The organism is Pseudomonas sp. (genome assembly GCF_035497915.1).
Taxonomy (GTDB): Bacteria; Pseudomonadota; Gammaproteobacteria; order Pseudomonadales; family Pseudomonadaceae; genus Serpens.
This window is the reverse complement of sequence record NZ_DATJCS010000014.1, coordinates 24,097-37,754: the sequence shown is the minus strand read 5'-3', so window position 1 is coordinate 37,754 and position 13,658 is coordinate 24,097. Positions and strand designations below refer to the sequence as shown.

Sequence of the window (13,658 nt, the reverse complement as noted above, 5' to 3'; positions counted from 1 at the left end):
ACAGACAGGCTGTTCTGGTTGTTGATCATTAGGAGCGCTCCTTGAGCGTCATGCTGCGCGGCCGCTCGAGCCAGCCGCCGTCGCCGTCGGGGACGATCTCCAGCACATCGACCTTGCCGGTCTCGATCGCCACCACCTTGCCGTGGTTGCGTCCCAGGTAGTCGCCGATGCGAATCCGGTGCACGCCGCCAGCGCCCCGCACCAGGGCGAACATGCCTTCGGCGTTGGACAGGCTGCCGACCATCTCGAACAGTTCGATGTTGAAGCCCTCGAGGAACTGCCGCACGCGCTGCTCGTCCGGCTTGATGTCCTTCGAGCCGCGCTGCTGACGCGCCAGGTCGATGGGCACCGGCGGCTGGAACGGGCTGCGCAGGCTGGCGGCGCTGTAGGTGAAGGCTTCATAGGGCTGGAAGCTGGGCATCGGTTCGATGCGTCCCTTCGGGCGGGCGCGCACCTCGTCCATGAAGCCCTGCAGATCCTGGAAATCGTGGCCGATACCGCAGCCCGCCAGACTGGCGAGCAATGCGGCGACCGGCACGGCGCGAAGGCGGCTCATGGCGTCACCCCCTTGTCGTTGTAGCGGTAGGTCTTGGCGGTGATGGCCATGCGCAGCTTGCTGGCGCCGCCATCCTTGACGGGTTTGATCTCGAAATCATGCAGCGTGACGATGCGCGGCAGGCTGGCCACGCCACTGACGAAGGTGGCCAGGTCATGATAGCCACCGACCACGCTGATCTTGATCGGCAGTTCGATGTAGAACTGCTGCACCACTTCGGGCTGCAGCTTGATTTCCTCGAATTCCAGGCCACTGCCCAGCCCCGTGCGGGTGATGTCCTCCAGCAGGCCGGGTACCTCGGTGTCGCTGGGCAACTGGCGCAGCATGGCGCCGAAGGATTCCTCCATCTGCACTAGCTGGGCCCGGTACGCCTCCAGGTTCGCCGCCTGGAAGGCCTTTTTGGTGAAGTCCTCCTTCAGGGAGACTTCCTCGCCGCGCTGATGATCCAACCGCCCCTGCAGCTCCTTGAGATGAAACTGGTAGCCGAGAAATAGCGTCACGGCGAACAGCAGCGCGGCGGCGATCACCTTGACCGGCGCCGGCCAGGAGCCGAGGTTGTTCAGATCGAGGTCGGCAAGGTCGACCTTGCGCAGCCCTTCCAGGGATTGGGCCAGACTCATTGCTTCACCTCTCGTTCCTCGCGCACCTCGGGCACCACCTGCTGCACCGTCAGCTGAAAGACGTTGGCCTGCTCGACCGCGCCGGCGGTTACCGCCTTGACCTCGGTGAGGTTCGGCGCGGCCAGCCAGTCGGAGCCGTCCAGGTTGCGCATCAGGCTGGACACCTTGCTGTTGGACTCGGCCGCGCCACGGATGGCGATATTCTTGCCGGCCATGTTCAGCTCGCTGAAATGCACGCCGTCCGGCAGGGTGCGCGCCAACTGGTCGAAGACCCGCACGATGATCGGACGGTTGCCCTGCAGGTCCTGGATGATCTTCATGCGTTCGAGCAGTTGCTGGCGGCGGGTGCGCAGCTCGCTGATTTCGTTGATGCGGGCGTCCAGCACGGCGATTTCCTTGCGCAGGTAATCGTTGCGCGCGCTCTGCTGTTCGATGGACAGACTCAGGTACTGGTCGCTGAGGAACACGAGCCCGGCGGCGGCGAGCAGCACACCGCCCAGGGTCGCCAGGAAACGCTGCCGGCGTTCTTCGCGCAGCTTCTCGCGCCACGGAAGCAGGTTGATGCGGGCCATCAGTCGAAACTCCTCATCGCCAGGCCGCAGGCGATCATCAGCGCCGGCGCGTCGGCGGCCAGCGCCGCGGCATTGATGCGGCTGTTGAGCGTCATGTCGGCGAACGGGTTGGCCACCCGCGTGCTCGTGCCGAGTTTTTCCTCGATCAGACGGGCAAGGCCGGGAATGGAGGCGGTGCCGCCGGCCAGCAGGATGCAGTCCACTTCATGCAGCTGGCCGGAGGCGAAGAAGAACTGCAGCGAGCGCGACACCTGCTGCACCACCGCCTCGCGGAACGGCTGCAGCACCTCGCGCTCGTAATCCTCGGGCAAGCCGCCCTGGCGCTTGGCCAGCCCGGCTTCCTCCAGCGATAGGCCGTAGCGGCGCTGGATTTCCTCGGTGAGCTGGCGGCCGCCGAACAGCTGTTCGCGGGTATATAAGGTGCGCCCGTTGCGCAGCACGCTCAGGGTGGTCATGGTGGCGCCGATGTCGACCACCGCGACGGCCAGGTCCTCGCGCCGCTTGTCCAGCTGGGGCGCCAGCAACTCGTAGGTGCGCTCCAGCGCATAGGCCTCGACATCCACCACCCGCGCCGTCAGCCCGGCCAGCGCCAGGGCCGCCTCGCGCGCCTCGACGTTTTCCTTGCGACAGGCCGCCAGCAGCACCTCGACCCGCTCGGGATTGCGCGGCGCCGGACCCTGCACTTCGAAGTCGATCGCCACTTCCTCGAGCGGATAGGGGATGTACTGGTCCGCCTCAAGCTTGAGCTGGGTTTCCAGCTCTTCGTCATTCAGACCGGCATCCATTTCCACCAGCTTGGTGATCACCGCCGAGCCGGCCACCGCGACCGCCGCCTGGCGCGCGCTGGCGCGCGACTTGCCGAGCACGCGAGCCAGCGCCAGGCCCACGCCTTCCACCTCGACGATGTTCTTTTCCACCACCGCGTTGGCCGGCAGCGGCTCGACCGCATAGGCCTCGACCCTGTAGCGGTTTCCCGAGCGACTCAATTCGAGCAGCTTGACCGAGGTCGAACTGATATCGACGCCGAGCACCGCATTGGCCTTTTTACTGAAGAGTCCTGGCACGCCCGTTTCCCCATCCGCATCCGTGACTTAGCAACACTGTGATGCCGCTCGACATCCAGCAGCCCTCTTGACAGGAGGCCAAATGGCTCGCCGGAAGGGAAAGCGCTTATAATGCGAGCCGCTTTTCCCGGCCCGTCGGCCTGACGCCCACCCTCAATTCTGGAAATCCGCCACCTTGATTCGCCTGCTGAAATTCGTCGTGTGGTCCGGCTTCGCCGTCGTTTGCGGTCTGGCGCTGAGCCTCAGCGGCGCCTTCCTCTACATCAATCCCACACTGCCTTCCGTCGAGGCGCTGCGCAGCATCCAGTTGCAGATTCCCCTGCGGATCTACAGCAGCGACGGAAAGCTCATCGCCGAGTACGGCGAAATGCGGCGAACCCCCGTGGATTTCGCAGCCATCCCCCGCGATTTCATCGAAGCCTTGCTGGCTGCGGAGGATGACAATTTCGCGAATCATTATGGCGTTGACGTCAGTGGGCTGATGCGCGCTGCCACGCAATTATTGAAATCGGGCCAGATCCAGTCCGGCGGCAGCACCATCACCATGCAGGTGGCGAAGAATTACTTCCTGACCAGCGAAAAGAGCTTCTCGCGCAAGATCACGGAAATCCTGTTGGCCCTGCAGATCGAACGCGACCTGAGCAAGGACGAGATCTTCGAGCTGTACGTGAACAAGATCTACCTGGGCAACCGCGCCTACGGCATCGAGGCCGCCGCACAGATCTATTACGGGAAATCCATCCAGGAGCTGAGCCTGGCCCAACTGGCGATGATCGCCGGCCTGCCCAAGGCGCCCTCGCGCTACAACCCGGTGGCCAACCCGGAGCGCAGCAAGGAGCGCCGCGACTGGATCCTCGGGCGCATGTATCGCCTCGGCAAGATCGACCAGCAGCGCTACCTGGACGCGCTGGCCGAGCCGGTCGAGGTACGCCTGCACATTCCGACTCCGGAACTGAACGCCCCCTACGTGGCGGAGATGGTCCGCTCGGAAATGGTCGGTCTGTACGGCAGCGAGGCCTACACGGAAGGCTTCAACGTCTACACCACCGTGCCCAGCGACCTGCAGAGCTTCGCCAACAGCGCCGTACACCTGGGCCTGCAGAGCTACGACCAGCGTCACGGTTACCGTGGCCCGGAAGCCCGCTATCGCGGCCAAACCCACGAAGCCTGGCAGCAGCAGCTGGCCGAGCAGCGCAGCCTCGGCGGCCTGCAGCCGGCCATCGTCAGCGAGCTGAAAGAAGACGGCATCCTGGTGCTGACCAGCCAGGGCGAGGAGCCGGTGAGCTGGGGAACCATGAAGTGGGCCCGCCCCTACCTGGACACCGACAACGTCGGCGACTGGCCGAAGCAGCCCGGCGACGTGGTGCAACCCGGCGACTTGATCCGCGTGCAGCGCCAGCCGGATGGCAGCCTGGCCTTCAGTCAGCTGCCCACCGCGCAAAGCGCGCTGGTTTCGCTGAATCCGCAGGACGGCGCCATCCTCGCCCTGGTCGGCGGTTTCTCCTTCGAGCAGAGCAACTACAACCGCGTGGTGCAGGCGCGCCGCCAGCCCGGCTCCAGCTTCAAGCCGTTCCTGTACAGCGCAGCGCTGGATCGCGGCTACACGCCGGCCACGCTGGTCAACGACGCACCAATCGTCTACCACGACTCCAGCATGGACGAGGCCTGGCGACCGAAGAACGACAACAATACCTTCCTCGGCCCGATCCGCCTGCGTGAGGCGCTGTACCGCTCGCGCAACCTGGTATCGATCCGCCTGCTGCAGAACATCGGCATCCAGTACGCGCTGAACTACATGGACCGCTTCGGCTTCCCGCGCGAAAACCTGCCCCGCGACCTGTCGCTGGCGCTGGGTACCGCCGCGCTTACGCCCCTGGAGATCACCGCCGGCTGGAGCGTGTTCGCCAACGGCGGCTACAAGGTCACTCCGTACCTGATCCAGCGCGTGGAGAATCGCGACAACAAGGTCATCTTCCAGGCCAACCCGGCGCGCGCACCCCGGCCCGGCGAAACCGTTGCCGCCAGCGCCAGGACCGAGAGCCTGCAGACGGTCAGCGACGTGGCACCGGCAGACGACACGCAGCCGCGCATCGCCGAGCAGATCGTCGATTCACGCACCACCTTCATCCTCGACAGCATGCTCAAGGACGTGATCACCAAGGGCACCGGCCGCCGCGCCCTGGCGCTGGAGCGCGACGACCTGGCCGGCAAGACCGGCACCACCAACGAATCCAAGGACGCCTGGTTCACCGGCTACAACGGCGACTACGTGACCACCGTCTGGGCCGGCTTCGACCAGCCGGAAAGCCTCGGCCGCTGGGAGTACGGCGGCACCGTGGCGCTGCCGATCTGGATGAACTACATGGGTCCGGCACTCAGCGGCAAGCCGTCCCGGACGCTGCCCGAGCCCGGCGGCCTGCTGAGCCTGCGCATCGATCCGGTCACCGGTCGCGCCGCGTCGGCCGCCACGCCGAACGCCTACTTCGAAGTCTTCAAGAGCGAGGATTCGCCGCCGCCTCTGGGCGAGCTGGACGCCGGCACGCCAGGCAGCCCGCTGCCAGCCGACGAGGTGGCGCCGATCGACCTGTTCTGATCTGCGAGACCGCAGATCCCGCCCACAAAAAACCCGCCTCTCGGCGGGTTTTCTGTTTCTGCTCAGCGCATCAGACGTTGAACACGTCGTCCACCGACTTGAGCGGGTAGTTCTTCGGGTAGGGCAGCGTGGCCACACCGCTCTCGATGGCGGCCTTGGCCACCGCGTCGGACACCAGGGTGATCAGGCGCGGATCCATCGGCTTCGGAATGATGTACTCGCGACCGAACTCCAGACCGCACAGGCCGTAGGCGTCGCAGACTTCCTTGGGCACCGGCAGCTTGGCCAGGTCACGCAGGGCCAGGGCGGCGGCGATCTTCATTTCCTCGTTGATGCGCTTGGCACGCACGTCCAGGGCGCCACGGAAGATGAAGGGGAAGCCCAGCACGTTGTTGACCTGGTTCGGGTAGTCCGAACGGCCGGTGGCCATGATCACGTCGTTGCGGGTGGCATGGGCCAGCTCCGGCTTGATTTCCGGATCCGGGTTGGAGCAGGCGAACACGATCGGGTTGGCCGCCATGCGCTTGAGGCCTTCGGCGCTCAGCAGATCCGGGCCGGACAGGCCGACGAACACGTCGGCGCCTTCCAGCGCGTCGTCCAGGGTGCGCTTGTCGGTCTCGTGGGCGAACATCGCCTTGTACTGGTTCAGGTCGTCGCGGCCGGCGTGGATCACGCCCTTGCGGTCGATCATGAAGATGTTCTCGACCTTGGCACCCATGCTGATCAGCAGCTTCATGCACGAGGTGGCGGCGGCGCCGGCACCCAGGCAGACGATCTTCGCTTCTTCCATCTTCTTGCCGGCGATTTCCAGCGCGTTGAGCATGCCGGCCGCGGTGACGATGGCGGTGCCGTGCTGGTCATCGTGGAATACCGGGATGTCGCACTGCTCGATCAGCGTGCGCTCGATCTCGAAGCACTCGGGTGCCTTGATGTCTTCGAGGTTGATGCCGCCGAAGGTGATGGAGATGCGCTTGACGGTGTCGATGAAGGCCTGCGGGCTTTCCGCGTCCACCTCGATGTCGAACACGTCGACGCCGGCGAAGCGCTTGAACAGCACGCCCTTGCCTTCCATGACCGGCTTGGAGGCCAGCGGGCCGAGATTGCCCAGGCCGAGGATCGCCGTGCCGTCGGAAATCACCGCGACCAGGTTGCCCTTGCCGGTGTAGCGATAGGCCAGCTCGGCATCGCGGGCGATTTCGCGTACCGGCTCGGCCACGCCGGGGCTGTAGGCCAGGGCCAGGTCGCGGGCGGTGGCAGTGGGCTTGGTCAGTTCGACGCTCAGCTTGCCGGGGCGCGGCAGGGCATGGTAGTCGAGAGCGGCTGTTTTCAGATCAGACATGGTGTAGGTATCCGCTTTTTTTGTGCAGGGCAGCGAGCATACGAAAGAAGAATACCCCCCCACAAGCGGGTGCCGTACGGTGCGTAAAAAGGTCGCGAATTTGCGCAATGCAATGCGACAGAGCGTCACATCCCCGCATCAGCGTCCCGGCGCAGCGAAACCGGATGCTCCAGCTCGAGCAGCCAGCGCGCCTGTCCGGGCGCCGGGCGCGTACGTTCCAGCACCCAGCCGCGCGCCTCCACCGTGAGGCCGGTCAGGCTTTCGGGCTCCAGGGCGCCGAAGCGCGCCTGATGCTGCGGCCTGATGCGCAGCGCCAGCCCGCCGTCCAGTTCTAGCCACAGACCGCCCCGGTTGCGCGCCACCCGGGCGACGCGGCCGCGCACCAGAGCAAAGCCGGGATGCGTCAGCTGTGCGGGGGCTATTGCCGGCGGCGTTCGCCAGACGCCCTTGCCGGCCAGTTGGGCGCGGCGCTCGGCCTGGTGGTGGCAATCCACCAGGCGCAGGTTGGGGGCCACCGCTACCTGCAGCGCCAGGCCCTCGTCCAGCAGCAAGGCGGCCAGATTGCGCCCGTGGCGGTCATACAGGTGCGCCAGCTCGCGCCCGTGCGCGTCGCGACGCTCGACGCCGGGCAGCAGGCGCAGACGCCCACCGTTCTCGCTCACCCGGTCGGCAACGAAGCGCCGCGCCGCCTGCGCATACGGCTCGCCCGGTCGCCCCTGCCCGCCCAGCTCCGGCGTGTTCACGCCGATCAGCCGCACGCGCCGCCCGCCTTCCAGACGCACGGTGTCGCCATCCACCACGCGCTCGACCCGCACCACCTCGCCCTCGCCGGGCAGCGCACACAGCGCCGCGGCAGAATCCATCAACAGCGCGGCAATAAAAAAGGCGCCCCAGCGGGGCGCCTTCTTGTGCAGCACGGAAATACCCATGGGGCTTCCCGAAATGTCGGGCCTTACTTGGCGCCGAACACGCCGAAGCGCTGCTTGAAGCGATCGATACGGCCGCCAGCGTCCAGCACCTTCTGCTTGCCGGTGTAGAACGGGTGGCACTCGTTGCACACGTCGATGCTCAGATCCTTGCCCAGGGTCGAGCGGGTCTTGATCACGTTGCCGCAGGAGCAGGTCGCGGCGACCTCGACGTAGTTCGGATGGATATCGGCTTTCATGGGTACGTCCTCGAGTGGGCGTGCCGCCATCCGGCCCTATGCCGAATACCGCACGCAAAACAGGCGGCGGATGATACCAGAGCGCCCCCTCGTTGCAAGAGCGCACGACACCCGCGCGCTCTTGTTAAGATCGCCGGCAATCTGCCAGGGATCGACCGTGACCAACCTCATTCTCCGCCTCGCCCTTCCCTCGCCGCTGCGCCGGTTGTTCGACTACCGCGCCCCGGCCGGCGTACCGGCGGCCGCGCTGCAGCCCGGCGTGCGTCTGCGGGTTCCCTTTGGCCGCCGTGAAGTGGTCGGCGTGCTGGTGGAAACCGCCGGGCACAGCGAAGTGCCCGAAGACAAGCTCAAGGCGGCCCTGCAGTTGCTGGACAGCCGGCCGCTGCTGCCGCCCGCGCTGTTCCAGCTGTGCCTGTGGACGGCGCAGTACTACCAGCACAGCCTGGGTGACACCCTGAGCTGGGCGCTACCGGTGCTGCTGCGCCAGGGCGAGCCGGCAGAAGTGCGCCAGGAACAGGTGTGGACTCCGGCCCCGGGCGCCAGCCTCGACGATCCGCGCCTGAGCCGCGCGCCACGCCAGCGCGACGCCCTGCGCACCCTGGCCCAGCATCCGCAGGGCGTGCCGCACAGCCTGCTCGGCAAGCTGGAGCTCAACCGCGACAGCCTGGAGCTGCTGCGCGCCAAGGGCCTGGTGCAGGTCAGCGTGCGCGCGCGCACCGTCAAGCCACACCACGGCGGCTGGCTGGCCCAGGCGGAGCTGCCGCTGAACGCCGAGCAGAGCGCCGCTACCGAAGCGGTGCGCGCCAGCTTCGGCGGCTTCCGGCCCTTCCTGCTGGCCGGGGTGACCGGCAGCGGCAAGACCGAGGTCTACCTGCAGCTGATCCGCCAGACCCTGGAGGCCGGCAAGCAGGCGCTGGTGCTGATTCCGGAAATCAACCTGGGGCCGCAGACCCTGGACCGCTTTGCCCGCCGTTTCAACGCGCGCATCGCCCTGCTGCATTCCGGACTCAACGACCGCGAGCGCCTCGACGCCTGGCTGGCGGCACGCGACGGCGACGCGGAGATCGTCATCGGCACCCGCTCCGCGCTGTTCACACCGCTGAAGAACCCGGGACTGATCATCGTCGACGAGGAACATGACGCCTCCTACAAGCAGCAGGAGGGCCTGCGCTATCACGCCCGCGACCTGGCCCTGATGCGCGCCCGCCAGGAGAACCTGCCGATCCTGCTCGGCTCGGCCACGCCATCGCTGGAAAGCCTGCACAATGCCGCAACCGGCCGTTACGCGCTGCTCAAGCTGACCCAGCGCGCCGGCGGCGCCCAGGCGCCGCGCTTCCTGCGCCTGGACGTGAAGAGCCTGCCGCTGGACAGCGGCATTTCCGGCCCGTTGCAGCAGGCCATGCGCCAGACACTGGAAGCGGGCCAGCAGGTACTGGTGTTCCTCAACCGCCGCGGCTTTGCGCCGACGCTGTTCTGCCAGGACTGCGGCTGGCTCAGCCAGTGCCCGCGCTGCGACGCGCGCATGACCGTGCATCAGCGCCACCACGAGCTGCGCTGCCACCATTGCGGCCATGCCGAACGCACACCGCACAACTGCCCCAAGTGCAACCATGTGGACCTGCGCCCGCTGGGCACCGGCACCGAACGCGCCGAGGAGCGCCTGAACACCCTGTTCCCCGACTATCCGGTGCTGCGCATCGACCGCGACAGCACGGCCCGCAAGGGCGCCATGGAGCAGCTGTTCACCACCATCAACAAGGGCGAGCCCTGTCTGCTGGTCGGTACCCAGATGCTCGCCAAGGGGCATCACTTCCCGCGCGTCACCCTGGTGGCGATCCTCGACGCCGACGGCGGGCTGTTCTCCGCCGACTTCCGCGCCCCCGAACGCATGGCCCAGCTGATCGTGCAGGTCGCCGGTCGCGCCGGACGGGCCGAACAGCCGGGGCGCGTGATCATCCAGAGCCAGCTGGCCGACCATCCTTTATTGGTACAGCTCACCGAACAGGGCTACTTCGCCTTCGCCGAGCAGGCGCTGGCCGAACGCCGCGCCGCCGGCCTGCCGCCATTCAGCCACCTGGCGCTACTGCGCGCCGAGGCGCACCGCCCCGGCCAGGCCGAGGGCTTCCTCGATCTGGCCTGCGTGGAGGCCGAAACGCTGCTGGAGGAACTGCAGGTCGCCGGCGGCATCGAACTGCTCGGCCCGGTGCCGGCGCCGATGGAACGCCGCGCCGGCCGTTACCGCGCCCAGCTGCTGTTGCAGGGCAACACCCGCGCGCCGCTGCACAAGCTGCTGCACGCCTGGCTGCCGCGCCTGGAGCAACTGCCGGACAGCCGCGCGGTGCGCTGGTCGCTGGACGTCGATCCGATCGACCTGTTTTAGCGTTCCGGCTCGCCGGCCTGATGCTTACAGAGCTCTTGTAGGAGGGGCTTCAGCCGCGATGCTTTGGCGTTGCCTGCCGGCGGTCGCGGCTGAAGCCCCTCCCACAAGACTGTTGCGAGCCGCCGGTGGCCTGACCCTTGCCGCTGCTTCTATAATGCGCGGTTTTCGAGCAGCCCCGCCGACCGAGTCCTCCGATGAAAGACAGCATTCGCCACCTGATCCAGCAAGCCCTTGACCGCCTCACTGCCGATGGCGTGCTGCCCGCGGGCCTGACCCCGGCTATCCAGGTGGAGAACACCAAGGACAAGAGCCACGGCGACTTCGCCAGCAACATCGCCATGATGCTGGCCAAACCCGCCGGCATGAAGCCGCGCGACCTGGCCGAGAAGCTGATCGCCGCCCTGCCGGCCGACGCCGCCATCAGCAAGGTGGACATTGCCGGCCCCGGCTTCCTGAACTTCTTCCAGAACACCGATGCCCTGGCCCAGCGCCTGGAAGCCGCGCTGGCCGATGAGCACCTCGGCGTGCGCAAGGCCGGCGCGCAACAGCGCGTCGTGGTCGACCTGTCCTCGCCGAACCTGGCCAAGGAAATGCACGTGGGCCACTTGCGCTCCACCATCATCGGCGACGCCGTGGGCCGCGTGCTGGAGTTCCTCGGCGACGAGGTGATCCGCCAGAACCACGTTGGCGACTGGGGCACCCAGTTCGGCATGTTGCTGGCCTACCTGGAAGAGAACCCAAGCTCCGCCGAAACCGAGCTGTCCGACCTGGAGCAGTTCTACCGCGCCGCCAAGAAGCGCTTCGACGAATCCGAGGCCTTTGCCACTCGCGCCCGCGAGCTGGTGGTCAAGCTGCAGGCCGGCGATGCCGACTGCCTGCGCCTGTGGGCCCGTTTCAACGAGATTTCCCTGTCGCACTGCCAGAAGGTCTACGACCGCCTCAACGTGCGCCTGAGTCCGGCCGACGTGAAGGGCGAAAGCGCCTACAACGCCGAGCTGCCCGGCATCATCGACGCGCTGCGCGCCAAGGGCCTGCTCACCGAAGACCAGGGCGCCCAGTGCGTGTTCCTCGACGAGTTCAAGAACGCCGAAGGCAACCCGCTGCCGGTGATCGTGCAGAAGGCCGGCGGCGGCTACCTGTACGCCACCACCGACCTGGCCGCCATGCGCTACCGCAGCCAGCAGCTGAAGGCCGACCGCGCGCTGTACTTCGTCGACCAGCGTCAGGCCCTGCACTTCCAGATGGCCTTCGAGGTGGCGCGCCGCGCCGGCTTCGTGCACGCCGGCATGGAGCTGGAGCACATGGGCTTCGGCACCATGAACGGCGCCGATGGCCGGCCGTTCAAGACCCGCGACGGCGGCACCGTGAAGCTCATCGACCTGCTCGACGAAGCCGAGCAGCGCGCCTACGCCCTGGTGAAAGGCAAGAACCCCGAGCTGGACGAAGCCGAGCTGCGCACCATCGCCCGCGCGGTGGGCATCGGCGCGGTGAAGTACGCCGACCTGTCCAAGCACCGCACCAGCGACTACAGCTTCAATTTCGAGCTGATGCTGAGCTTCGAGGGCAACACCGCGCCCTACCTGCTGTACGCCTACACCCGCGTGGCCAGCGTGTTCCGCAAGCTGGGCAAGGGCCTCGACCAGGTCGGCGGCCAGATCGCCATCCAGGCCGAACAGGAGCAGGCGCTGGCCGCCAAGCTGGCGCAGTTTGGTGAAGTGCTCAACAGTGTCGGCGAAAAGGGCGTGCCACACCTGCTGTGCACCTATCTGTACGACCTCGCCGGGCTATTCTCCGCCTTCTACGAGCACTGCCCGATCCTCGCCGCCGGGGATGAAGCCACCCAGCAAAGCCGCCTGCGCCTGGCCGCCCTGACCGGCCGCACCCTCAAGCAGGGCCTGGAGTTGCTCGGACTGGAACCCCTGGAGCGCATGTAAATGGCTGCCGCCGCACGCAAGAAACCCACCCCCAGGCGCGGCGCCAGCCGCCCGCAGGCACCGGCCAGCAAGAAGCAGCTGCCGGCCTGGGCCTGGCTGGCGTGCGGCCTGCTGATCGGCGGCTTCGTGGTGTTTCTCGCCACCCTGGAACCGGGCGGCGACGCGGTGAAGCGGCCGAAGGAATCCGCGCCGAAGGCCAAGCCCGCCGAGCCGGCGACGCCCAAGCCGAAGTACGACTTCTATACCCTGCTGCCGGAGTCGGAGGTCATCGTGCCGCCGGAACCGGTCAGGCCGCCACCCGCCAGGCCGGCGCCCAAGCCGGTGAGCCCGCAGGAAGCGGCGCGCATCGATACCCGGCGCGCCGAGATGGCCCTGCAGGGCAAGGTGCCGCCGCCAGCGCCGCCGGTGATCGCCAGCGCCGCGCCCGCCGGCAACAGCCAGTTCTTCCTGCAGGCCGGCTCCTTCCCCACCCAGGCCCAGGCCGAAAGCGTGCGCGCGCAGGTCACCCTGCTCGGCCAGATCGCCCGCCTGGAATCCGGCACGGTCGGCGACCGCACCTGGCACCGCGTGCTGGTCGGCCCGTTCAGCACCCGCGAACAGATGGGCCAGGCCCAGCAGATACTGACCAGGAACGGTTTCAGCAACCTGCTGCCGCAGCAGCGCAAGCTGAACTGAGGCAGACAGGCCCCACAGGTTCGGTATTCGGCTTTGTAGGAGCGGCTTCAGCCGCGATGCTGTTCTCGCAGAAGCATCGCGGCTGAAGCCGCTCCTACCCATCAAGCCCCAGCCCCACCTTCGACGTTCGTCGCCCTTCGCTTGAAGCCTCCACCCGGCACCCCCATATCGGTTCGCATTCGGGCCGTCGGCCCCGCTGCGTGGAGATTGTTCCCTTGACCACCATCGTTTCAGTGCGCCGCAACGGCAAAGTCGTCATGGGTGGCGACGGCCAGGTTTCCCTGGGCAACACCGTGATGAAAGGCAACGCCAAGAAGGTCCGCCACCTCTACCACGGCCAGGTGCTGGCCGGTTTCGCCGGTGCCACCGCCGATGCCTTCACGCTGTTCGAGCGCTTCGAAGGCCAGCTGGAAAAACACCAGGGCCATCTGGTGCGCGCCGCCGTGGAGCTGGCCAAGGACTGGCGCACCGACCGTTCCCTGAGCCGCCTGGAAGCCATGCTGGCGGTGGCCAACAAGGACGCCTCGCTGATCATCACCGGCAACGGCGACGTGGTCGAACCCGAGCACGGCCTGATCGCCATGGGTTCCGGCGGCGGCTTCGCCCAGGCGGCCGCCATGGCCCTGCTGCAGAAGGGCGACCCGGCCCTGTCCGCCCGCGAAATCGCGGAAACCGCGCTGAACATCGCCGGCAGCATCTGTGTCTTCACCAATCAGAACCTGACCCTCGAAGAGCTGGATTCCGCGGTCTGATCCGATCG

General features: G+C 67.1%; 12 protein-coding genes. 5 read left to right on the top strand and 7 right to left on the bottom strand.

Translation table 11 applies throughout. The features are described from left to right. Positions 1–28: 28 nt before the first annotated feature. From pilP to VL129_RS04840, 4 genes are read right to left on the bottom strand one after another with little or no spacing between them, the layout of a single operon-like run. Complete coding sequence (gene pilP, locus VL129_RS04855) at positions 29–556, bottom strand: type 4a pilus biogenesis lipoprotein PilP (RefSeq protein ID WP_325410652.1); 528 nt, start codon at positions 554–556, stop codon at positions 29–31. Then, on the bottom strand, positions 553–1,176 hold the full coding sequence (pilO, locus tag VL129_RS04850; protein WP_325410650.1) for a type 4a pilus biogenesis protein PilO: 624 nt from the start codon (positions 1,174–1,176) through the stop codon (positions 553–555). The genes pilP and pilO overlap by 4 nt, the downstream gene beginning before the upstream one ends. Beyond that, entirely contained in the window at positions 1,173–1,748 is a 576-nt protein-coding gene (locus VL129_RS04845; protein WP_325410648.1) for a PilN domain-containing protein, read from the bottom strand. The genes pilO and VL129_RS04845 overlap by 4 nt, the downstream gene beginning before the upstream one ends. Further along, entirely contained in the window at positions 1,748–2,812 is a 1,065-nt protein-coding gene (locus tag VL129_RS04840; RefSeq protein WP_325410646.1) for a pilus assembly protein PilM, read from the bottom strand. Before VL129_RS04840 ends, VL129_RS04845 begins: the two co-directional genes overlap by 1 nt. A 175-nt stretch (positions 2,813–2,987) precedes the next feature. Here VL129_RS04840 and VL129_RS04835 point away from each other — a divergent pair, with 175 nt between their 5' ends. Beyond that, complete coding sequence (locus VL129_RS04835; protein WP_325410644.1) at positions 2,988–5,405, top strand: penicillin-binding protein 1A; 2,418 nt, start codon at positions 2,988–2,990, stop codon at positions 5,403–5,405. A gap of 70 nt (positions 5,406–5,475) precedes the next feature. On the opposite strand, the gene VL129_RS04830 is transcribed toward VL129_RS04835, so the two are convergent. The 3 genes from VL129_RS04830 to rpmE form a co-directional block, all read right to left on the bottom strand. Beyond that, positions 5,476–6,744 (bottom strand): malic enzyme-like NAD(P)-binding protein, encoded by a 1,269-nt coding sequence (locus VL129_RS04830; RefSeq protein WP_325410642.1) that lies wholly within the window; start codon positions 6,742–6,744, stop codon positions 5,476–5,478. Between the two features lie 125 nt (positions 6,745–6,869). Continuing rightward, the gene (locus tag VL129_RS04825) at positions 6,870–7,673 is read right to left on the bottom strand and encodes a thermonuclease family protein (RefSeq protein ID WP_325410640.1); all 804 of its coding nucleotides are present in this window, start codon (positions 7,671–7,673) and stop codon (positions 6,870–6,872) included. Positions 7,674–7,696: 23 nt separating this feature from the next. Further along, on the bottom strand, positions 7,697–7,909 hold the full coding sequence (gene rpmE, locus VL129_RS04820) for a 50S ribosomal protein L31 (RefSeq protein WP_325410638.1): 213 nt from the start codon (positions 7,907–7,909) through the stop codon (positions 7,697–7,699). Positions 7,910–8,066: 157 nt separating this feature from the next. On the opposite strand from rpmE, the gene VL129_RS04815 reads away from it, so the two are divergent. The 4 genes from VL129_RS04815 (at position 8,067) to hslV (ending at position 13,650) form a co-directional block, all read left to right on the top strand. Continuing rightward, complete coding sequence (locus tag VL129_RS04815) at positions 8,067–10,289, top strand: primosomal protein N' (protein WP_325410636.1); 2,223 nt, start codon at positions 8,067–8,069, stop codon at positions 10,287–10,289. A gap of 194 nt (positions 10,290–10,483) precedes the next feature. Beyond that, on the top strand, positions 10,484–12,223 hold the full coding sequence (gene argS, locus VL129_RS04810; protein ID WP_325410634.1) for an arginine--tRNA ligase: 1,740 nt from the start codon (positions 10,484–10,486) through the stop codon (positions 12,221–12,223). After that, complete coding sequence (locus VL129_RS04805) at positions 12,224–12,898, top strand: SPOR domain-containing protein (protein ID WP_325410632.1); 675 nt, start codon at positions 12,224–12,226, stop codon at positions 12,896–12,898. Positions 12,899–13,113: 215 nt separating this feature from the next. Next, on the top strand, positions 13,114–13,650 hold the full coding sequence (gene hslV / locus VL129_RS04800) for an ATP-dependent protease subunit HslV (protein WP_027590027.1): 537 nt from the start codon (positions 13,114–13,116) through the stop codon (positions 13,648–13,650). The last annotated feature ends 8 nt before the right edge of the window (positions 13,651–13,658 follow it).